Source organism: Micromonospora sp. WMMD1155 (assembly GCF_029581275.1).
Taxonomy (GTDB): Bacteria; Actinomycetota; Actinomycetes; order Mycobacteriales; family Micromonosporaceae; genus Micromonospora.
In genome coordinates, this window is the sequence record NZ_CP120742.1 from 4491123 (window position 1) to 4510968 (window position 19846).

18 protein-coding genes are annotated in these 19846 nt (G+C 72.4%); 12 read left to right on the top strand and 6 right to left on the bottom strand.

Features of this window, described 5'->3' with window-relative positions; translation table 11 throughout:
- Window positions 1-9 precede the first annotated feature (9 nt).
- Window positions 10-1824, bottom strand: a complete 1815-nt coding sequence (locus tag O7617_RS20765) for a long-chain fatty acid--CoA ligase (RefSeq protein ID WP_282257512.1) — start codon at window positions 1822-1824, stop codon at window positions 10-12.
- Between the two features lie 162 nt (window positions 1825-1986).
- Between O7617_RS20765 and O7617_RS20770 the strand changes: the two genes are divergently transcribed.
- The 6 genes from O7617_RS20770 to O7617_RS20795 all read left to right on the top strand — a co-directional run bounded on the left by O7617_RS20770 (window position 1987) and on the right by O7617_RS20795 (window position 7238).
- Entirely contained in the window at window positions 1987-2442 is a 456-nt protein-coding gene (locus tag O7617_RS20770; RefSeq protein WP_282257513.1) for an SRPBCC family protein, read from the top strand.
- A gap of 31 nt (window positions 2443-2473) precedes the next feature.
- Window positions 2474-3178 (top strand): hypothetical protein, encoded by a 705-nt coding sequence (locus tag O7617_RS20775; RefSeq protein ID WP_282257515.1) that lies wholly within the window; start codon window positions 2474-2476, stop codon window positions 3176-3178.
- A gap of 74 nt (window positions 3179-3252) precedes the next feature.
- Window positions 3253-4200 (top strand): ROK family glucokinase, encoded by a 948-nt coding sequence (locus O7617_RS20780; RefSeq protein ID WP_282257516.1) that lies wholly within the window; start codon window positions 3253-3255, stop codon window positions 4198-4200.
- Window positions 4197-4904 carry an endonuclease/exonuclease/phosphatase family protein gene (locus tag O7617_RS20785; protein WP_282264813.1) on the top strand — a complete coding sequence of 236 codons (708 nt, stop codon included), beginning with the start codon at window positions 4197-4199 and terminating at the stop codon, window positions 4902-4904. The genes O7617_RS20780 and O7617_RS20785 overlap by 4 nt, the downstream gene beginning before the upstream one ends.
- Window positions 4905-5019: 115 nt before the next feature.
- Window positions 5020-6429: an NAD(P)-binding domain-containing protein gene (locus O7617_RS20790; protein WP_282257517.1), complete on the top strand. Its 1410-nt coding sequence runs from the start codon at window positions 5020-5022 to the stop codon at window positions 6427-6429.
- A gap of 14 nt (window positions 6430-6443) precedes the next feature.
- Window positions 6444-7238: an alpha/beta fold hydrolase gene (locus O7617_RS20795; protein ID WP_282264814.1), complete on the top strand. Its 795-nt coding sequence runs from the start codon at window positions 6444-6446 to the stop codon at window positions 7236-7238.
- 9 nt (window positions 7239-7247) lie between these two features.
- Here the strand turns inward: O7617_RS20795 and O7617_RS20800 are convergent, their stop codons facing one another.
- Window positions 7248-8744 carry a trehalose-6-phosphate synthase gene (locus O7617_RS20800; RefSeq protein WP_282257518.1) on the bottom strand — a complete coding sequence of 499 codons (1497 nt, stop codon included), beginning with the start codon at window positions 8742-8744 and terminating at the stop codon, window positions 7248-7250.
- A gap of 158 nt (window positions 8745-8902) precedes the next feature.
- Entirely contained in the window at window positions 8903-9748 is an 846-nt protein-coding gene (locus tag O7617_RS20805; RefSeq protein ID WP_282257519.1) for a DUF308 domain-containing protein, read from the bottom strand.
- A 517-nt stretch (window positions 9749-10265) separates the two neighbouring features.
- Here O7617_RS20805 and O7617_RS20810 point away from each other — a divergent pair.
- A complete protein-coding gene (locus tag O7617_RS20810) occupies window positions 10266-10955 on the top strand; it encodes a lysophospholipid acyltransferase family protein (protein WP_282257520.1) in 690 nt (229 codons plus the stop codon).
- Between the two features lie 28 nt (window positions 10956-10983).
- On the opposite strand, the gene O7617_RS20815 is transcribed toward O7617_RS20810, so the two are convergent.
- Window positions 10984-14463 (bottom strand): adenylate/guanylate cyclase domain-containing protein, encoded by a 3480-nt coding sequence (locus O7617_RS20815; RefSeq protein ID WP_348774197.1) that lies wholly within the window; start codon window positions 14461-14463, stop codon window positions 10984-10986.
- 131 nt (window positions 14464-14594) lie between these two features.
- On the opposite strand from O7617_RS20815, the gene O7617_RS20820 reads away from it, so the two are divergent.
- The gene (locus O7617_RS20820; RefSeq protein ID WP_282257521.1) at window positions 14595-14852 is read left to right on the top strand and encodes a hypothetical protein; all 258 of its coding nucleotides are present in this window, start codon (window positions 14595-14597) and stop codon (window positions 14850-14852) included.
- Window positions 14853-14908: 56 nt separating this feature from the next.
- Here the strand turns inward: O7617_RS20820 and O7617_RS20825 are convergent, their stop codons facing one another.
- A complete protein-coding gene (locus tag O7617_RS20825; protein ID WP_282257523.1) occupies window positions 14909-16129 on the bottom strand; it encodes an MFS transporter in 1221 nt (406 codons plus the stop codon).
- Between the two features lie 200 nt (window positions 16130-16329).
- Here O7617_RS20825 and O7617_RS20830 point away from each other — a divergent pair, with 200 nt between their 5' ends.
- Complete coding sequence (locus tag O7617_RS20830) at window positions 16330-16497, top strand: hypothetical protein (protein WP_282257524.1); 168 nt, start codon at window positions 16330-16332, stop codon at window positions 16495-16497.
- Window positions 16498-16621: 124 nt separating this feature from the next.
- Here the strand turns inward: O7617_RS20830 and O7617_RS20835 are convergent, their stop codons facing one another.
- The gene (locus O7617_RS20835; RefSeq protein WP_007463121.1) at window positions 16622-17314 is read right to left on the bottom strand and encodes a Crp/Fnr family transcriptional regulator; all 693 of its coding nucleotides are present in this window, start codon (window positions 17312-17314) and stop codon (window positions 16622-16624) included.
- Between the two features lie 220 nt (window positions 17315-17534).
- On the opposite strand from O7617_RS20835, the gene O7617_RS20840 reads away from it, so the two are divergent.
- The 3 genes from O7617_RS20840 (at window position 17535) to O7617_RS20850 (ending at window position 19802) form a co-directional block, all read left to right on the top strand.
- On the top strand, window positions 17535-18032 hold the full coding sequence (locus O7617_RS20840) for a polyadenylate-specific 3'-exoribonuclease AS (RefSeq protein WP_282264816.1): 498 nt from the start codon (window positions 17535-17537) through the stop codon (window positions 18030-18032).
- 78 nt (window positions 18033-18110) lie between these two features.
- Entirely contained in the window at window positions 18111-18614 is a 504-nt protein-coding gene (locus tag O7617_RS20845; RefSeq protein ID WP_282257525.1) for a pyridoxamine 5'-phosphate oxidase family protein, read from the top strand.
- 159 nt (window positions 18615-18773) lie between these two features.
- The gene (locus O7617_RS20850; RefSeq protein ID WP_282257526.1) at window positions 18774-19802 is read left to right on the top strand and encodes a 6-phosphofructokinase; all 1029 of its coding nucleotides are present in this window, start codon (window positions 18774-18776) and stop codon (window positions 19800-19802) included.
- Window positions 19803-19846 lie beyond the last annotated feature (44 nt).

Below are 19846 nucleotides of genomic sequence, written 5' to 3' on the forward strand. Positions count from 1 at the left end.
GGATGGTAGTCAGCCTCGGTAGATATCGGCGATCTCCGCCGCGTACGTCTTGTGGACGACCTGGCGCTTGACCTTGAGCGACGGGGTCAACTCGCCGGTCGCCTCGGTGAAGTCGCGGGGGAGGACCCGGAACACCTTGATCGCCTCGGCCTTGGAGACGGCCTGGTTCGCGGTGTCGATCGCGGCCTGGATCTCCCTGCGCAGGCCCTCGTGCTCGCGCAGTTGCCCGACCGGGGTGTCGGCGGGCATGCCGGCGCCCTCCAGCCAGGCCGGCAGCGCCTCCTCGTCGACCGTGACCAGTGCCGCGATGAACGGCTTGGCGTCACCGACGACGACACACTGACTGATCAACGGGTGCGCCCGGACCAGGTCCTCCAGCACCGCCGGGGCGACGTTCTTGCCACCGGCGGTGACGATCAGCTCCTTCTTGCGGCCGGTGATGCTCAGGTAACCGTCGGCGTCGAGGTCGCCCAGGTCGCCGGTGCGGAACCACCCGTCGGAGCTGATCGTCTCGGCGGTCGCCGTCTCGTTGCGCCAGTAGCCCTGGAAGACCAGCTCGCCGGAGATCAGGATCTCGCCGTCGTCCTCGATGCGGACGGTCACGCCGGGCAGCGGGCGGCCGACGGTGCCGATCCGGGTGCCGGTGGGCAGGTTCGCCGCGGCGGCGGGCGAGGTCTCGGTGAGGCCGTAGCCCTCCAGGACCGTCACGCCGATGCCCCGGAAGAAGTGACCGAGCCGGGCGCCGAGCGGCGCGCCGCCGGAGATCGCGTCCCGGCATCGCCCACCGAGCGCGGCGCGCAGCTTGCGGTAGACCAGCCGGTCGAAGACCGCGTGTTGGGCGCGCAGGGCCAGGCCGGGGCCGCCCCGGGTCTCCAGAGCCTCGCTGTACGCGATGGCGACCTGCTCCGCGCGGGCGAAGATGCCGCCCTTGCCGTCCGCCTCGGCCTTCTGCTTGGCCCCGTTGTAGACCTTCTCGAACACCCGGGGTACGGAGAGCACGAAGGTCGGCCGGAACGCCTGCAACTCGGCGACCAGGTTCTTGGTGTCGGCGCAGTGCGCCATGGTGGCCCGCGCCTGGACGACGCCGATCTGGATCAGCCGGGCGAAGGCGTGCGCCAGGGGGAGGAACAGCAGGGTGGACGCGCCGGCGTTGAACAGGTTCGGCAGCACCGGCACCGCGTTCGCGACGTCGGCGTACATGTTGCGGTGGGTGAGCACGCAGCCCTTGGGCCGGCCGGTGGTGCCGCTGGTGTAGATGATCGTGGCGAGGTCGTCGGCGCGGACGGCCTTGCGTCGCCGCTCGACCTCGGCCGGCTCGGCCTCGGCGCCGGTCGTGACCAGCTCGCCGACCGCGCCGCCGTCGATCTGCCAGACGTGGTTCAGCTCGGGCAGCCGGTGCCGGACGCCGGCGACCAGGTCGGCGTGCGCCTCCGTCTCCACCACGACGCCCACCGCGTTGGAGTCTTCGAGGATCCACGCGGCCTGTTCGGCGCTGGACGTCTCGTAGATCGGCACGGTGACCGCGCCGACGGCCCAGATGGCGTAGTCCAGCAGCGTCCACTCGTAGCGGGTGCGGCTCATCAGGCCGACCCGGACGCCCGGCTCGATGCCGGCGGCGACCAGCCCACGGGCCACGGCGGCCACCTCGTCGCGGAACTGGAGGCAGGTCACGTCGGTCCAGGTGGTGACGGTGCCGTCGGCGTGCGGGACGGGGCGGGCGAACTGGACGGCGTCGGGCGCGACCTCGGCGTTGTCCCAGACCGGATCGGTGAGGTTGGCCGCGTCGCCAACGGTGACGATCGGCGGGACGGAGAACTCGCGCACCTGCACTCCTTCGTGCTCGCACTGGCCGGGCCGGACGCCACGGCGGGCGTCGGTTGTGTCGAAACCTACCCGGTGAGCTAGGGCACCCGGTCAACGCCCGGTGCCGGACACCGCCGGGGGCGGCGCGGCGTGCCGGCGGTGCGCGCCGGGTAGCCTCCCCCCATGGCGGACTCCTCCACCCAGTCGATCATCATCGGCGCCGCACCGGACCGGGTGACGGCGGTCATCTGCGACTTCGCGCGCTACCCCGAGTGGACCGACGCGGTGCGCCGCGCCGAGGTCGTCGAGGAGTACGAGGACGGCTACGCCAGCCAGGTGCGCTTCACCATCGACGCCGGGGTGATGGCCGACGAGTACGTGCTCGCCTACGAGTACGCCGAGGACCTGTCCCGGATCGAGTGGCACCTGGTCGCCCCCTCGAAGATGCAGAAGAGCCAGCGCGGTTCGTACGACCTGGTGGGCAACCCGGACGGCAGCACCACGGTGACCTACACCCTGGAGGTCGACCTGTCGGTGGGGATGCTCGGGATGTTTCGGCGCAAAGCCGAGAAGATGATCATGGACACCGCGTTGAAGCAGCTCAAGCGCCGGGTAGAAGCAACAGGTGCGGCGCAGTGACGTGTCCGGTGGCACGGTAGAGGAGCCGAGGGTGGGCGGAACGGATCCGGGTTCGGCCCGGGAAGAGGCGGAGCGGCTGGTCGCCACCCTGCTCGCAGGGGCGCGACTGGCCTCCGCGGGCTCGGCGGGCGGCGGGCTCGGCTCCCTGGGCGGGGTGCTGGCCGGTGTCCTCGGTCACAGTGGCGGCCCCGACAGGCGTCCCGGCTCCGGTGGCGCTTTCGCCACCGGATCGCCCGAATGCTGCGTCTGCCCGGTCTGTCGGAGCATCGCCGCGTTGCGTGACCCGAGTCCGGAATTCGCCGAACGTCTCGCGACCGGCGCCGGAGACCTCGCGGCGGGCGTCGCCAGCCTGCTCCGCGCGTTCTCCCCGCCGGAGTCGCCCTCGGCGAACCCCGCCGAGTCGACGACCGAACCACCTACCCGCACGTCGCCGGCACCCGCCGCGAGCACCGACGACGTGCTGCCGGAGCCGACCGTCCGCGAGCCGTCGGCCGCGGCCGACGACGAGCACGTGTGGCGCGATGCCACCCGCACCGGGCATGATTCTCAGCCGGCGCCGGAACGGGATGTCTGGTCGGTCGCCACCCGGACGGCGAATCCACTCGCCCCGGCCGCCGCACCACCCGTCGACGAGGCCGGGTCGGCGACCGTACCGGCACCGACCACCCGTCCCGTGGTGCCCGCCTCGCGGGTGCCCGACGACTCCGGCGCGGAAGCATCGGGCGACGGCGCCTGAAGCGCGGGACATCCCGACCCGGACCGGCACGCCGCCGGGCGCGGGCCGGACAGCAGCAGAGGGGGGCGGCAGCGGTGACGCTGACCATCGGAGTCGACGTCGGTGGCACGAAGGTGGCCGGCGGTGTCGTGGACGAGACCGGCACGGTCCTCGTACAGACCCGACGGGACACTCCCGCCGATGACGTCGGCAAGACCCGCGACGTCATCATCGACCTGGTCGCGGAGCTGGCCGCGGGCCGGACGATCGAGGCCGTCGGGATCGGTGCGGCCGGCTGGATCGACGCCAGTCGGTCGACGGTGCTCTTCGCCCCCAACCTGGCCTGGCGCGACGAACCGCTGCGCGAGTACGTCGGCAAGGCCACCGGGCTTCCGGTGATTGTGGAGAACGACGGGAACGTGGCCGCCTGGGCCGAGTTCCGGTACGGCGCGGCCCGCGCCGCCGACGACTCCATGATCATGTTCACCATCGGCACCGGCGTGGGCGGCGGCGTCGTCCTCGGCGGCGAGCTGATGCGCGGGGCGCACGGCATCGCCGCCGAACTGGGCCACATGCTGGCGGTTCCGGACGGGCACCAGTGCGGCTGCGGCCGGCTGGGCTGCATCGAGCAGTACGCCAGCGGCAGCGCCCTCGTACGCTTCGCCCGCGCCGGCGCCCGCCAGGAGCCCAACCGGGCCACCGCACTGCTGGAGTTGGCCGGCGGTGAGGCCGAGGCGATCACCGGTCCGATGGTGACCGCCGCCGCCCAGGACGGCGACCCGATCTCCGCCGAGGCGTTCGCGCAGATCGGTCGGTGGCTGGGCACCAGCCTCGCCGACATGGCGCAGATCCTCGACCCGCAGACCCTGGTCGTCGGCGGCGGTGTGATCGATGCCGGTGACCTGCTGCTCGGCCCGACGCGCCGCTCGTACGTCGACGCGCTCGCCCAGCGTGGTCGCCTGCCGGTGGCCGAGGTACTCCCGGCGGAGTTGGGCAACAGCGCCGGGGTGATCGGCGCGGCCGACCTGGCCCGCCGGATCTGAGGCGGCTCGGGATGGGCGTGCCGCTGCGGGTGGTGTCGTACAACATCCACAGCCAGCGCGACGACACCGCCGCGCTGGCGGCGGTGGTCCGGGCCGCGAAGCCGGACGTGGTGATCGTGCAGGAGGGGCCACGCCGGTTCCGGTGGCGGCAGAAGTCCGCCACGTTGGCCGAGTCGTTCGGCCTGGTGGTCGCCGCCGGTGGGCTGCCGGCGCTGGGCAACCTGCTGTTGACCAGCCTGCGGGTCCAGGTGCAGGCCACCCGGTGCCAACGCTTCCCGCTCACCCCCGGCCGGCACCTGCGCGGCGCCGCGTACGCCGACTGCCGGGTGGCCGGCGCCCGGTTCACCCTCGCCGGCTCGCACCTGTCCACCGACCCGGCCGAACGGCCGGCGCAGGCCGCCGAGTTCAAGCGGGGCCTCGACGCGGCGACCAGCCCGGTCCTGGCCGGGGCGGACCTCAACGAGGGCCCGGACGGCCCGGCCTGGGCGACCGTGTCGAGCGGGTTGACCGACGCCGCGGTGGCGGCCGACCGGGCGGACCGGCTCACCTACTCCTGCCGCGAACCGCGCCGACGCATCGACGCGCTCTTCGTCGACCCGCGGATCAGCGTGGTCGACTACGACGTGGTGGACACTCCGCAGACCCGCCGCGCCAGCGACCACTTCCCGGTGCTGGTCGACCTGCTGCTGCCCGCCGTCGACTGACCCCGGCGTCGGCGCGACAGTCGATGTCGGCACGGCGGGACTGGACATCCGGCGTCGTTGTGGAGAGGATTTCGCGGCGACCGGCACGCCTGCCGTACCAAAAGGAGATGTTTCGGTGTCCACCTCCACCGACCACGGCCGGCCCGATCCGGAGGCGATCCCGTCGGCGCTGAGCAGCGGCGACGGTCACCCGGTCTCCGACCGGGGCGAGACGGTCTGCGTCATCGGGGCCGGGGCCAGCGGCCTGACGGCCATCAAGAACCTGCGTGAGCACGGGTTCGGCGTGGACTGTTACGAGCGGGAGACCGGCGTCGGCGGCGCCTGGAACTGGCGGCACGACCGCAGCCCGGTGTACGCCAGCACCCACCTGATCTCGTCGAAGCCGTTCACCCAGTTCCCCGACTTCCCGATGCCGGACTCCTGGCCGGACTACCCGCACCACAGTCAGCTGCTGTCCTACTTCGAGCGGTACGCCGACCACTTCGACCTGCGCTCGCACATCTGGTTCGGCACCGAGGTCGTCCGGGTCGAGCCCGCTCCCGGGGAGCGGTGGGACGTGACCACCCGCTCCACCGGCGGGTACGGCCCGGAGCGCACCTCCCGGTACGCCGCGGTGGTGATCGCCAACGGTCACAACTGGTCGCCGAAGCTGCCCCGCTACGAGGGGCTGGAGGAGTTCCGCGGCGAGATCATGCACGCCTCGTCCTACAAGGACCCGGCGCAGTTGCGCGGTAAGCGGGTGCTGGTGGTCGGTGCCGGCAACACCGGGTGCGACATCGCCGTCGAGGCCGCCCAGCAGGCGTCGCGCTGCTGGCACTCCACCCGGCGCGGCTACTGGTACGCACCGAAGTACGTGCTGGGCCGCCCCGCCGACCAGATCAACGACAGGCTGCTGGCGCTGCGGGTGCCGCTGCGGGTGCGGCAGTGGCTCTACCACTGGACGCTGCGGCTGACCGTGGGCGACCTGACCCGCTTCGGCCTGCCCAAGCCCGACCACCGCGTGTACGAGACGCACCCGATCGCCAACAGCCAGCTCGTCTACTACGTGGGCCACGGTGGGATCGGCCCGGTGCCGGACATCGCCCGGTTCCACCCGTACGCCGTGGAGTTGGCCGACGGCCGCGAGATCGACCCCGAGGTGGTCATCTTCGCCACCGGCTACCTGCCGCGCTTCGAGTTCCTCGACGCGTCGGTGTTCGGCGACAGCGCGGGGGCGGGTCGGCCCACCCTGTGGCTCAACGCGTTCACCCCGGGGCACCCGACGCTGGCGGTCGCCGGCCTGGTCCAGCCGGATTCCGGGTTGTTCACCCTGTCGCACTGGCAGACCGTGCTCTTCGCCCGAGTGCTCCAGGCCCGCCGGGACCGGCCGGAGCGGGCCGCCGCGTTCGCCCAGCGGGTGCGGGAGCGGGCCGGGGAGCGCTACTCCGGGCAGGTCAAGGAGAGCAGCCGGCACTGGTTCGAGGTCGGCCACGCCGACTACCTGCGCGCCGTCCAGCGCGCCCTAGTCGACCTGGAGGGCAAGTGACCGAGCTGCGGATCATGCGGGGCCGGGAGTGGTCACGTCCGGTCCGGCCGGTTCGGCGGGAGGTGCTCAGCGCGCTGCCCGAGCACGAGGAGGGGCGTCCGCCGCTGCTCTTCGTGCCCGGCTTCGGGCACGGCGCGTGGGCGTTCGCCGAGCACTGGCTGGGGCACGCGGCGTCGCGGGGCTTCCCGGCGTACGCGGTGAGCCTGCGGGGGCACGGCGGCAGCGAGCCCGCGCCGGAGGCGACGCTGCGCGCGTACACCCATGACGTGGTCCAGGTGGCCGCGAGCCTGCCACGGCAGACGGTGCTGGTGGGGCACGGCGCCGGGGCGCTGGTCGTGGCGCACGCGTTGGCCCGCTACCCGGCGCGGGGCGCGGTGCTGGTGGCGCCGGTCTTCGGCGGTTGGGGAGTGCTGGGCGCGGCGCTGCGTCGTAACCCGGCGGGCACGCTGCCGGCGGTGTTCGGCGGGCCGTTGCGGCTCAACCGTGGGCAGTTGTTCAGTCGCGAGCTGCCCGACGAGGAGGCGCGACGGCACGTCGGGCGGCTCGGTCGGGCCAGCCGGCGGGCGCAGTGGACGCTGCTGAGCGAGCCGGAGGCCGAGCCGGCCGTGGGCGCGCCGCCGGTGCTGGTGTTGGGCAGCCCGGACGACCGGGTGGTGCCGGCGTCGACGTTGACCCGGGTGGCCCGCCGGTACGGCTCGGCCCCGCTGCTCTTCCCCGGCATGGGTCACGATCTGATGCTGGACGCGCGCTGGGCGGAGCCGATCGACGCGATCCTGGACTGGTTGGAGAAGGAGCCCGCCGCGCACTGAGGCGGGCGGTCAGCCGCCGGCCTGGTGGGCCGCCGGGCTGCCGGCGGGAGTGGCGGGTCGGGGCACCCGGGCTGCGCCGTCGGCGTTCGCGTCGGTGCCGGACAGGCGGCTGACCAGGGCGCCGCCCTCGTCCACGGCGCGCAGGTAGGAGCGGGCCCAGGCCCGGATGTCGTGCTGCTGCAGGTGGGCGCGCATGGCCCGCATCCGCTGGGTGACGTCCTCCGGGCCGGCCCGCAGCGCCGCGCGGAGACCCTGCTTGAGCCCCTCCAGGTCGTGCGGGTTGACCAGGTACGCCTGGGACAGCTCGGCGGCGGTGCCGGCGAACTCGCTGAGCAGCAGCGCACCGTCGTCGTCCACCCGGGCGGCCACGTACTCCTTGGCGACCAGGTTCATCCCGTCCCGCAGCGGGGTCACCGCCATCACGTCGGCGACCCGGTAGAGGGCGGCCAGCTCGGCCCGGTCGAAGGGTTGGGTGAGGTAGTGGATCGCCGGCTCGCCGACGCGGCCGAACTCGCCGTTGATCCGGCCCACCTCGCGTTCGATGCGCTCCCGCAGGATCTGGTACTGGCCGACGCGTTCCCGGCTCGGCATGGCGACCTGCACCAGCACGGTGTCGCGGACCTTGACGTCGCCGGCGGCGAGCAGTTCGCTGTACGCCTTGAGGCGCTGCTCGATGCCCTTGGTGTAGTCCATCCGGTCCACGCTGAGGATGACCTGTCGAGGGTCGCCGAGGTCCTGCCGCAGGCGGTGGGCGCGGGCGGCCACGTCCGGTCGGGCGGCGAGCGCGGCCATCTCGGCGGTGTCGATGGAGACCGGGAACGCGCCGATGCGGACGACCCGGTCGTCGACGCCGATCCGCCGGTCGGTGGCGGGCAGCTCCAGCACCCGGGTCACCAGTTGGGCGAAGTTGTGCGCCGCCTGAGCCCGCTGGAAGCCGACCAGGTCGGCGCCGAGCATGCCGCGCAGCAGCTCGGCACGGCGGGGGAGCTGCATGAACAGCTCCGGCGGCGGGAACGGCACGTGCAGGAAGAACCCGATGCGCAGGTCGGGGCGGAGCGCGCGGAGCTGACCGGGAACCAGTTGCAGGTGGTAATCCTGCACCCAGACCACCGCTCCCGGCTCGGCCACCTGGGCGGTCGCCTCGGCGAACCGCTGGTTGACCCGCTGGTACGCCTCCCACCACCGCCGGTGGTGCTCCGGCTGCTCCACGGCGTCGTGGTAGAGCGGCCAGAGGGTCGCGTTGGCGAACCCCTCGTAGTGGTCGCGCAGGTCTTCCGCGCTGAGCGCGACGGTGTGCATCCGTACGCCGTCCACGTCCGGCAGGGTGGGGGCGGGCCCGGTGCCGCCGGCCCAGCCGACCCAGGTCGCCGGGGTGTGCCGCAGGAGCGGGTGTAGCGCGCTGACCAGCCCACCCGGGCTGCGCCGCCACTCGCAGGCCCCGTCGGGGGCCTGGCTGTCGTCGATGGGAAGGCGGTTGGCGACCACCACGAGGGAACTCTGTCGCATCTCGGGCATTCCGATCAGCAGAGGACTGACCGCCACGAGCAAGGGAAAACCGGTCAGTCAGCGGGGTAAGTGACGTACAGCGGTATTCCTACTGACAGTAAGTTACACCACTGTTACGGCATCGGCAGGTCGCTGCCGTCCCGGAATGCGGGCGAGGGTCAGACGACGGCGCCGTTGTCCGGGTCGTCCTCGTCCTCGTCGCCGGGGCGCAGCCGCCAGATCAGCGTGACGAAACCGGCCAGGATGCCGGTGAACCCGAACAGGGTGACCGCCGACCGGTCCACCGGGAGCAGCCACGGGAAGAGGAAGAGCACGAACCCGATGACCACGCCGAGCACGCCGACCACCGCGTACTTGCTGACCTTCGGCAACGGCGGCGGTGGGGGCGGGTGGTAGCCCTCGTCGTCGTCCTCGTCGTCGGGCAGGTCGGCGCCGAAGGTGTCCAGCCCGTCCAGCAGCGATGGTTCGTCCGGGCGAGCGCCGCGACCGACCGAGATGCCCGAGATATCGGTCGCGGACGGCATCCGGCGGACGTCGGTGGCGGTCGGGCCCGGCTCGTCCGCCCCGGATCGGGTCAGCGGACCAGCCGTCGGCTCGTCCCGCTCCTCGATGTTCTCCGACGCCGGCCACGGGTGCTCGTCGGTCGACGAGGTGGTGTGGAAGCCGGCCACGATCCGCGCCCACTCGGCGTCGATGTCCGGTTCGTCGCGGGCCGGCGGCTGCTCCGGAGCGGCCTCGTCGGCGAGCTGGGTGAGGTAGTCCCGTGCGGTGGTCAGATGCGAGCGGTCGACGTAGAGCCGGTCGACCGGCCGGGCCGGAACGGTGGTGGTGCGGGTGACCGGGTTGAGGTCGGCGGAGGGCTGGAGGTAGGCGGCGATCCCACCGGCGGCCAGCACGTCGAGCAGGTGCTCACCGACGCGCGGATCGACATCGCCGACGACGGCGTACTCGTTCGCGTCGAGCCCGTTGTCCCGCCGTCCCCGGCGGGCCCCACCCGCTGACACCCGGACTCCCCCTTAACGCGCCTTCCGGCGCGGCCACCCCTGCCCCTCGGCGCCCGACGGCACGCCGTGCTCTGAATCGTGACACGTCAGGGCATGGTTCCGGGAGTGCGTTGTGTCGCGTCTTCCAAAGTCACGGCTACCGCCGCAGGTCGCGGCGGGGGTCCTTTGTCCGTTCTTGCGCGAGACGTGCGATCTCGGTGATCGTCGACGCCGGGCGCCCCGCCACGCCGTGCGCCGCCCGCCGACCTGCCGGCGCGAGTGTCGACCCGGCACTGCGGTGACCCCGGTTCGGCGAACTCGCGGTATCCCAGCGCCAGGGATGCCCCCACATCGGCGAAACCGAGTGGATCAAGCCCGCACTCGACGAGCCGGAAGTGGCTCTCCTCTGAGAGGATCACCTAGATGAATGTCGACCCGTTCACTCGAACCGGGTCGGAAGGCAGGTTCGCGGCGGCGGCCTGGCGGCCGCGTCCCCGGGCCTGACGCGGTCGCGGGCACACCACGGGAAAGGACGCCGGTGCTCTACTGGCTGTTGAAGTACGTGCTCCTCGGTCCGCTGCTCAAGCTGATCTTCCGCCCACAGGTGGAGGGCCTGCACCACGTGCCGGCGACCGGCCCGGTGATCCTGGCCAGCAACCACCTCTCCTTCTTCGACTCGATCTTCATCCCGTTGATCGTTTCGCGGAGGGTCACCTTCGTGGCCAAGGCGGAGTACTTCACCGGCAAGGGGATCAAGGGCCGGCTGATGAAGATGTTCTTCGTCGGCACCGGGACCATCCCGGTGGACCGCTCCGGCGGTCAGGCCGCCCGCGCCGCCCTGGACACCCAGTTGCGGGTGCTGCGCGCTCGGGGAGTGGCCGGCATCTACCCCGAGGGCACCCGATCCCCGGACGGGCGGCTCTACCGGGGCAAGACCGGCGTGGCCCGGCTCGCCCTGGAGAGCGGGGCGGTGGTGGTGCCGGTGGCGATGCTCAACGCCGACGAACTCCAGCCGCCCGGCCGGCTCCTCCCGCGGGTCGGCCAGGTGCGGGTCCGCTTCGGCGCGCCCCTGGACTTCTCCCGCTACGCGGGCCTGGCCGGCGACCGGTTCGTCGAGCGCGCGGTCACCGACGAGGTCATGTACGAGGTGATGGAGCTCTCCGGCCGGGAGTACGTCGACGTCTACGCGCAGAAGCTCAAGGAGCCCGTGGCGGCGGTGGCCGCCTGACCACTGCCCGCGCCGGCCCGGTCGACGGTCAGGGCAGGTGGAGCAGGGCGGGGGCGTGATGACGGGTGGCGAACTCGTGCAGGCGGGCGCGGGCCGCCGCGGCGGCCGGTGGGTCGATCTCGTTCAGCGGGCCGACCGCCAGTGCCAGCGTGATGATCTCGTCGGTCACATCGGTCATCCGGGCGTAGCTCGCCGCCGCCGACCGCAACAGGCTGGCGGCGGTTGCCTGGTCCCCGGTGTGCCGGGCCAGCGTGGCGTCGGCGACCTGACCGGCGGCGCGAGCCCACGGGGTCGTCCGGGGCGAATGGTCGAGCATCTCCCGGACCAGCCGGGCCGCGTCCGCGCCGAGCACCCCGGCGACGTGCCCGACGGCCGGCACCCACTCGGCGAACGGGATCATCCGGGTCCGCCGCCAGTCCTCGTCCAACTCGGTGAGCAGCGCCATCGCCTCGGCCCGGCGGCCCTGCACCGCGCGGCAGAGCGCGGCGTGCGCCAGGGTGGACCGCAGCACCCGGTGGAATCCACTGCGCCGCGCCGCGTCCAGCGCCTGCTCGATGAGGTCCGCACCGGATTCGTCCGGCCCGGTAGCCACACCCGGCTCGGCGCCGGCCAGCCCACGCATCCAGCCCGAGACCGCCACGATGTGCAGGTCCCACTCCGCAGTCGGCCGGCGGGTCGACTCCGCCGCCATCGCCAGCGCCGCCGTCCAGTCACCGGCGTAGTACGACCGCGCCCACTGGTCGGCGAAGCTGGTGGCCAGGCTGTGCTCACCGCCCAGGTCGAGGGTGAGCTGCTCGTCGACCAACCGGGCCGAGCCGGCCAGGTCACCCTCCTCCTGCAACGCCCAGGCCAGGTTCTGCACCGCCCGACGTCGACTGGTCAGCCGTTCCACCCGGCAGTGCTCGGTCACCTCCGTCAGCTCTGGGAACGCCGACGCGGCACCGGCCAGGTAGCGCGCCACGGCCAGGGTGATCCGCGCGTTGGCCTGGACCTCCCGTAGCTGGAGGCGCTCGGCCAGGGCCGCTGCCGCCCGCGCCGCGGTGCACGCCGGCTCGGTCTCCGCGTTGAGCATGTGCACCCGGGCCAGCTCCAGCAGGGCACCCGCCTTCTCCTGGCTGTCCGGCAGGTCGCCGTAGATGCCGATCGCCTCGTCCAGGCAGCGCAGGGTCGCCGAACGGTCGGCCCGACTCCACGCGGCGGTGGCGAGCAGCGTCCAGGCGCGTGCCGCACCCGTCCGGTCGCCGCTCACGGTGAGCCGCTCGGCCAACCGGGTGAGGGTGTCGGTGCCGCCCTGCACCAGGAAGGCGTCCCCGTCCCGATAGAACGCCAGCTCGGCGTCGAACAGCTCCAACGCCGGGTCCGGCCCGACGTCCAGGGTCAGCGCCCGGCCGACCAGCGCGGCGGCGGTGTCCAGCGCGTGCAGCTCGTACGCCCGGCGGGCCGCCCGGTGCAGCGCGGCCCGCGCCGCCGGAGCGTAGGGGGCGGTGTCCAGCCCGACGGTCCGGGCGATCTCGTGGGCCGCCCAGCGATGGTTGGCCAGCACTTCGGCCAGGTCGTACTGCCGGCCGTCGGCGAGTTGCGCCATCCAGTCGGCGGTGCGTTGGTGGCGCAGCACCCGCTCGGCCCTCGGTAGCCGCTGGTAGCAGACGTCGCGCACCAGGATGTGCCGGAACCGGTACTCGGACTGGCCGGGCATCGTCGACGTGCTCTGCTCATACACCAGGTCGCGGCGTTGCAGCCGGTCCAGCGCACGCTCCACCCACTCCACCGGCCGCCCCAGCGCCGTCGCCACCGGCGCGGCCCAGAACTGCACGCCGACCACTGCGGCGGCCTGGAGCACCGCCCGGTCGGCCGGGTCCAGCAGGTCGAGCCGGTTGGCGATGACCGCCTGCACCGTGCGGGGCATCTCCGCGCCGCCGTCGAGGTCGAGGCGGGCGGCGGAGCCGACGGTGTCGAGCAGGCCCCCGTCCAGCAGCATGCGGGCGTACTCCTGGGCGTAGAGCGGGTTGCCGTCGGCGAACTCGATCAGCGGGGTACGGGAGCTGGAGGGCAGCGTGGCCTGTCCGAGCAGCAGCGAGTAGAGCGTGTCGATGTCGGTGTCGTGCATCGGCGGCACGGAAATCGACATCGCGCCGCTGATCGTCCCGGTCCAGGCCGGGTGCCGTTCCCTCAGTTCGGGCCGGGCGGTCGCGACGACCAGCAGCGGTACGCCACGGGCTGACGCACCCAACTGCTCGACGAAGGTGAGCATCGCCTGGTCGGCCCAGTGCATGTCCTCGAAGACCAGCACGGTCGGCCCGGTGGTCGCCAGGGCGAGCAGGAACCGCCGCCAGGCGGCCTCGGTCTCGCCCGGGGTGAGCCGCTCGCCGGGTACGCCGATCAGCGGCCCGAGCGCCTCGGCCAGCCGGGTCGCGTGCGGGTCGGCGAGCTGCCCCAGCCGGGCCCGCAGCTGTTCGCGTAGCGCGGCTGCGTCGTCGACCTCCGGCACGCCCACCCAGGTCTTGACGATGTCCGACAGTGCGGCCCAGGTGACGTTCTCGCCGAACGGTGGGCACTGCCCGACGAGCCAGGTGATCGGCGGCCCGGGCAGGCTGGCGGCGTGCCGCGCCAGCTCGCGCAGCAGTCGACTCTTGCCCACACCGGCCGGGCCGAACACCGTCACCAACTGGGAGGTCCGCTCGGTCACCATCCGGTGCAGCGCGTTGACCAGCAGGCCACGCTCGTGCTCCCGGTCCACCATCGGGGTCAACTCGACGGCCCGCGGATCCCGATGTGGTCGCACCTGGACGGCCAACCAGATCCGGCTCACCGCGGACCGGCCGCGCAGGGTGACCGGTGGTTGGTCCGCGTACTCCATCTCGTGTCGGGTGGCCGACCAGGTGCTCTCGTCGACGACGACACCGCCCGGCGGCGCGAACGCCTGCAACCGGGAGGCCGTGTTGACCACGTCTCCGGTCACGAAGGCCTGCCCGCCGTCGCGGGTCGCCGAGAGGTCGACCAGAGCCTCGCCGGTCGCGATGCCGACCCGGAAGCCCAGCGGCGGCTGCGGACCGGCGGGCTGCCGGGCCAGGCTCCGTTGCAGCTCCAGACCGGCGCGGACGCACCGCAGCGCGTCGTTGTCGGTGGCCACCGGCGCGCCGAACAGCGCCATCGCCGCGTCGCCGATGTACTTCTCGACGACGCCGCCGTACTGGTGCACGATCCGGCGCACGGTGGCGAAGTAGCCCTGCTGCAGGCTGCGGGCCTGCTCCGGGTCGGCCCGCTCCGCGTACCGGGTGAAGTCCACGATGTCGACGAAGAGCACGCTGACCTGACGCCGGTCCTCCTGCACCACCACGACGTGATCGCGAAGTGGCTGACCACAGGCGGTGCAGAAGTTGACCTCGGTGCTGTTGGCGTGCCCGCAGTGCGCACAGGTGACCCCGAGCGGCTGGCCACACCCGCCGCAGAAGCGGTCGTCCGGCCCGGCTGCGCGTGCGCAGTGTCCACACTTGAGGTCGATGGTCAGCTCCGTGGGCGAAAGAGGTCAGTATCGCGCCCCGCCCGCCTAGTCGGGTACCCGACGTGCGGACGGGCAACGTCATCGATCGGTCGGGGCTACTGTTCCGTACCAGGAAGTTTCATATCAGGGAGAGTGCCGTGCAGGTACGACTGTCCGCCTCGTGGACCGATCCGGGTGGCACGTCATGGGCGCCGGGCGACACGATCGACGTCGATGCGGCCACTCTTGCCGAACTGGAGGAGCAGGGCATGGTGGAAGAGCCTGAGGGTCAGTCGGGTGGGTCGGGGGAGACCACGACCACCTCGTCGAGCACGTCCACGGCCGGAAAGCCGACCGACCCGAAGAAGATCGGCCCGGGGCCGGGTGCGCCGCCGGCCGACAGCAAGGAGAACTGATCGCCCGGGTGCGGCCGGCGGCCCAGTGGTCCGCCGGCCGCACCCGTTGGGCAGCCTCACCCGTTGGCCGGTGCGAACCTGCCCGGCACGGGCAGCCGTAGTCCCAGGGCCCGGGTGAGCAGGGGAGCGATCAGCCCCAGGGTGGCCAGCACACCCAACCCCGAGATGACCAGCACCCATCGTGGCCCGGCCGCCGCCAGCAGCGGTGCGCCGACGGCGTAGGCCAGCGCCTCCGCCGCGTACGGGAACATGTAGACGGTGCCGAACACCACGCCGAGCCGGTCGGCCGGCACGTTCTGCTGGATGAGGGTGTCGGCGGCGACGTTGTGCCAGCCGGCGCCGATGCCGGCCACCGCCTGGCCCGTGATGACCAGCGCGATCACCGGGCTGAGGCCGGTCACCAGCGTGCCGACGCCGAGCGCGAGCAGCGCGCCGTAGAGGACGAGGTCCATCCGGATGCGTACGCCGGTTCTCGCGAGACACATGGGACCGAGCACCATGCCGACGCCGTAGGCGGTGCCCAGCAAACCGATCGTCGCCTCGGTGGCGCCCAGTTCGGCGCGTCCGAGGGGGACGATGGCGAGGTTGTCCAGCGCGGCGAAGGCCACCATCACCAGGAATCCGACCGACACCGCGCGGACGACGCGGTGTCCGCGGACCACCCGCAGCCCTTCCCGCAGCACGCTGTGCAGCGATTCGGACCGGCGGGTCGTCGTGGTCGCCGAGAGCGTCCGGACCCCGCCGATGAGCAGTGCCGAGAGCACGAAGGTCGCCGCGTCCACGAGCAGTGTGGTGGTCAGCCCGAGGGTCGCCAGCAGAAGGCCGCCGACCGCCGGCCCGGCGGCGATGCCGATGTTGACGCCCGTCGCGAGTTGCGCGTTCGCCGCCGGCAGTTGCTCACGCTCGACCAGGCGGGGCAGCAGGCTGCGCCCGGCCGGGGTGAACGCGGTGGCGGCCGTGGTGGCCGCGGTGATCAGCGCCAGTAGGACGGGCAGGGGCGGTGCGAGCAGCGCGACGGCGAGGTAGGTCAACGCCTGTGCGGTGTCGCAACCGATCATCAGCCGGCGCTGGTCGAACCGGTCGGCCAGGGCGCCGAGCAACGGGCCGAGCAGCCGGGGGACCGTCGAGGCGAGCAGCAGCAGGGCGACCGCGGCACCGCCGTGCCGGTCGTAGACGGCGATCAACAGCGCCGTCCGGGCCAGCTGGTCACCGGTGTACGACACCAGGCGCGCCGACCAGTACCGACGAAATGCGACATTGCCGCGGAGTAATGACATGACCGGTGGCTCCTCACTGCTGCGGGTATGTCGGCGCGGGCCCTGGAACAGGGGTGGGCGCGGCAACCTTGTCAGTGCGGTGTGGAGGCCGACAACCGCCCTTCAGCCAGTGATTCATGTCGATTTGTCCTATTTTGAACTACTGCTTCACGTCGTAGCGTCATGGCAGACAGGCACCACCCATCGATCGGGGAGATGACATGGCGACCACGACGACGACCACCACGACCGCGAGCGGCTGGGCCGGACCGGGCATCTGGGCTGGACCGGGTTTCTGGGCCGGACCGGGTTTCTGGGCGGGCCCCGGCTACCAGTCGACCGCGGCCCGGTGGCCGGGTGCGACCCGCTGGCTCGGCCCGACCCGTTGAGCCCGACCCGCTGAACCGCGAGCACGGTGACGCCGGCTGCCACTGGCAGCCGGCGCAGCCGTGCGTACGGGCGGCAGCCGCCCACATCGGACGCCTGCTCGGCGACGAACCCGGACCGGGTCGGTCAGCGGTCGTTCATGCCGGCACGGCGGCGCAGGGCGGCCACGTCGGTCACCACGATCCGTCGCCCCTCGGTACGCAGCCAGCCGCGGCTGGCGAACGAGCCGATCGCCTGGTTGACGCTCTGCCGGGAACCGCCGGCCATCTCGGCCAACTGGCTCTGGTTGAGCTCGATCGTGATCATCGGTGCCTGGCTCTCGCCGGCCAACCGGACCAGCGTCTTGGCCACCCGGCCGGGCAGGTCGAGGAAGACGTGGTCGGCGTTCTGCTCGGTGAGGCGGCGGATCAGCCCGCCCAGCGAGCGCATCACCGCGTCCAGGATGCGGGGGTTGGAGTGCACCAGTTCCATGAACGCGCCCCGGGAGAGTGCGAGCGCGGCGCAGTCCTCGATGGCCTCGGCCGATGCGGACCGGGTGGACGCGTCGAGCAGGGAGACCTCGCCGAGCACGTCCGGTGGTCGGATCACCGACAACACGGCGCGTTCGCCGGTCGGCGCCGTGCGGAAGACCGCCACCGCGCCACGGCGCAGCACGATCAGCGACTCGCCCGGGTCGTTCTCCACGAAGAGCAGCTGGCCCTTGCGGTAGGTGCGCGGAACAGCGGCGGCGATGACCCGCTGCCGTACCTCGGGCTCCAACCCGGCGAACATCTCGACACCCGTGAGCGCGTCACCCGGCTCCGGCAGGCGCATCTCCACGGCCCAACCCCTCCCCGGTCACGGACCACAAACTCGCTCACCGGGTGAACCTCATGGCCCTGACAAGGTGAACTGACACCGATTCGGCGTCCGGTAGCGGTACACATCAGATCATGACGGTCCGGTCGCTTGCTGTACACCCCTCGAAGCACTTCCGTGACCGTCGCGAGCTGGACCCCCGCCGGGCGGGGTCGCGCGGCGGTGGGCGAGGATGGCCGGAATGGTCTACCGCTACTTCTACGACTGCGAGTTCATCGAGGACGGCACGACGGTCGACCTCGTCTCGATCGGTGTCGTCGACGAGTACGGCCGCGAGTTCTACGCGGTCTCCACCGAGTTCGACGACTCCCGCGCCGTGCCCTGGGTCCGCCGCAACGTCCTGGACAAGCTGCCCTCCCCGGCGGATCGGGCCTGGCGGTCGCGGGAGCGCATCCGCGACGACCTGTACGACTTCCTGGTCGAGCCGATCCGGGACCGGCCGGGGGAGCAGTTGGAGCTGTGGGCCTGGTACGCCGCGTACGACCACGTGGTGCTCGCCCAGCTCTGGGGCGCGATGCCGGCGCTGCCCCGGAGGATCCCCCGCTACACCAAGGAGCTGCGGCAGCTCTGGGACGACCGGGGTCGGCCCACCCTGCCGGAGGCGGACGCCGCCCGGCACGACGCTCTGGTCGACGCCCGGCACAACCTGGCGCGCTGGCGGGCGATGACGACCCGCTGACCGCCGGTCGTACCGCCGTAGGTTTGACCGGTTCTGTCCCGGGCATCGGTTCGGCGAACCGAAGCGGAGGAGAGTGCCATGACCAACGAGCCGACCAGCGCCGCGGAATCCCGTGCCCGGATCACCGAGCTGGCCCGGGCCGCTCGGATCTGCATGCTCACCACGATCGCTCTGGACGGTCGGCAGGTGAGCCGGCCGATGGGGCTCCAGGAGGCCGAGTTCGACGGCGACCTGTGGTTCTTCGCCTACTCCGACTCCGCCAAGGTCCGGCAGCTCCGGGTGAACCCGGAGGTCAACGTCGCCTTCTCCGACCAGAAGCACCACGCCTGGGTGTCGATCTCCGGGACCGCCACCGAGGGGCTCGACCGGGCCCGGGCCGAACGGCTGTGGAACCCACTGCTCAAGGCCTGGTTCCCCGGCGGGCTGGACACCCCGGGCCTCACGCTGATCAAGGTGCACGCCACCTCCGCCGAGTACTGGGACTCGCCGGGCAGCACGGTGGTCAACCTCCTCGGCTACGCGAAGGCCGCGGTCACCGGCCGCCCACCGAAGGCCGGCGAGAACCACGAGGTGACCTTCTGAGCCGGGTCGCCACCGGGGCGCGCTGTCGCCGTACCTGCGGGCCGACTACAGTTCGCAGTGACGGCCCGCCCCGGGCCGGCAACGGCGCCGATGGTCTGACCTGACACATACCCTGGGGCAAATCGGGCTTTACCTGATGCTCCAGGAGGATGACGGATCATGCGTATCGGCGTGCTCACCGGCGGCGGCGACTGCCCCGGCCTCAATGCGGTCATCCGGGCGGTGGTCCGTAAGGGTGTCGCCACCTACGGTCACGAGTTCGTGGGCTTCCGGGACGGTTGGAAGGGCCCGCTGGAGGGTCTGACCCGCCCGCTGGGCATCGCCGACGTCCGCGGCATCCTGCCCCGCGGCGGCACCATCCTCGGCTCGTCCCGGACCAACCCGTTCAAGATCGAGAACGGCGTCGAGCGGATCAAGGACAACCTCGCCGAGCAGGGCGTGGACGCGCTCATCGCGATCGGCGGCGAGGACACCCTCGGCGTCGCCACCAAGCTGCACGAGCTGGGCGTCAACGTCGTCGGCGTGCCGAAGACGATCGACAACGACCTCGGCGCCACCGACTACACCTTCGGCTTCGACACCGCGGTCAACATCGCGATGGAGGCCATCGACCGCCTGCACACCACCGCGGAGAGCCACCACCGCACCCTGGTCGTCGAGGTCATGGGCCGGCACGCCGGCTGGATCGCCCTGCACGCCGGCCTGGCCGGCGGCGCCAACGTGATCCTGCTGCCCGAGCGGCAGTTCGACGTCGAGCAGGTGGCCGGCTACGTCGAGAAGCGCTTCCAGCACCAGTACGCCCCGATCGTCGTGGTCGCCGAAGGCGCCCAGCCGCTCGACGGCCAGATGGTGCTGCACAACCAGGAGCTCGACGCGTTCGGCCACGTCCGCCTCGGCGGCATCGGCCAGTGGCTCGCCGAGCAGCTGGAGGCCAAGACCGGCAAGGAGGCCCGCACGGTGGTGCTCGGCCACATCCAGCGCGGTGGCACCCCGACCGCCTTCGACCGGGTGCTCGCCACCCGCCTGGGCCTGCAGGCCATCGACGCGGTCAACGAGGCCGACTGGGGCAAGATGGTCGCGATGCAGAGCACCGACATCGTCCGGGTGCCCCTCGCCGAGGCGACCCGCGAGCTGAAGACCGTGCCGCTGGAGCGGTACGCCGAGGCCGAGGTCTTCTTCGGCAGCTGATCGACGGTCGGCGGCGCGGCGGGCCTGCGGGTCCGCCGCGCCGC

Excerpts from the sequence above, each read along its gene's own strand:
- O7617_RS20770 (WP_282257513.1), top strand. The coding sequence starts at position 1,987 with ATGGCGGACTCCTCCACCCAGTCGATCATCATCGGCGCCGCACCGGAC.
- O7617_RS20795 (WP_282264814.1), top strand. The coding sequence starts at position 6,444 with ATGCGGGGCCGGGAGTGGTCACGTCCGGTCCGGCCGGTTCGGCGGGAG.
- O7617_RS20800 (WP_282257518.1), bottom strand. The coding sequence starts at position 8,744 with ATGCGACAGAGTTCCCTCGTGGTGGTCGCCAACCGCCTTCCCATCGAC.
- O7617_RS20825 (WP_282257523.1), bottom strand. The coding sequence starts at position 16,129 with ATGTCATTACTCCGCGGCAATGTCGCATTTCGTCGGTACTGGTCGGCG.
- O7617_RS20830 (WP_282257524.1), top strand. The coding sequence starts at position 16,330 with ATGGCGACCACGACGACGACCACCACGACCGCGAGCGGCTGGGCCGGA.
- O7617_RS20840 (WP_282264816.1), top strand. The coding sequence starts at position 17,535 with ATGGTCTACCGCTACTTCTACGACTGCGAGTTCATCGAGGACGGCACG.
- O7617_RS20845 (WP_282257525.1), top strand. The coding sequence starts at position 18,111 with ATGACCAACGAGCCGACCAGCGCCGCGGAATCCCGTGCCCGGATCACC.
- O7617_RS20850 (WP_282257526.1), top strand. The coding sequence starts at position 18,774 with ATGCGTATCGGCGTGCTCACCGGCGGCGGCGACTGCCCCGGCCTCAAT.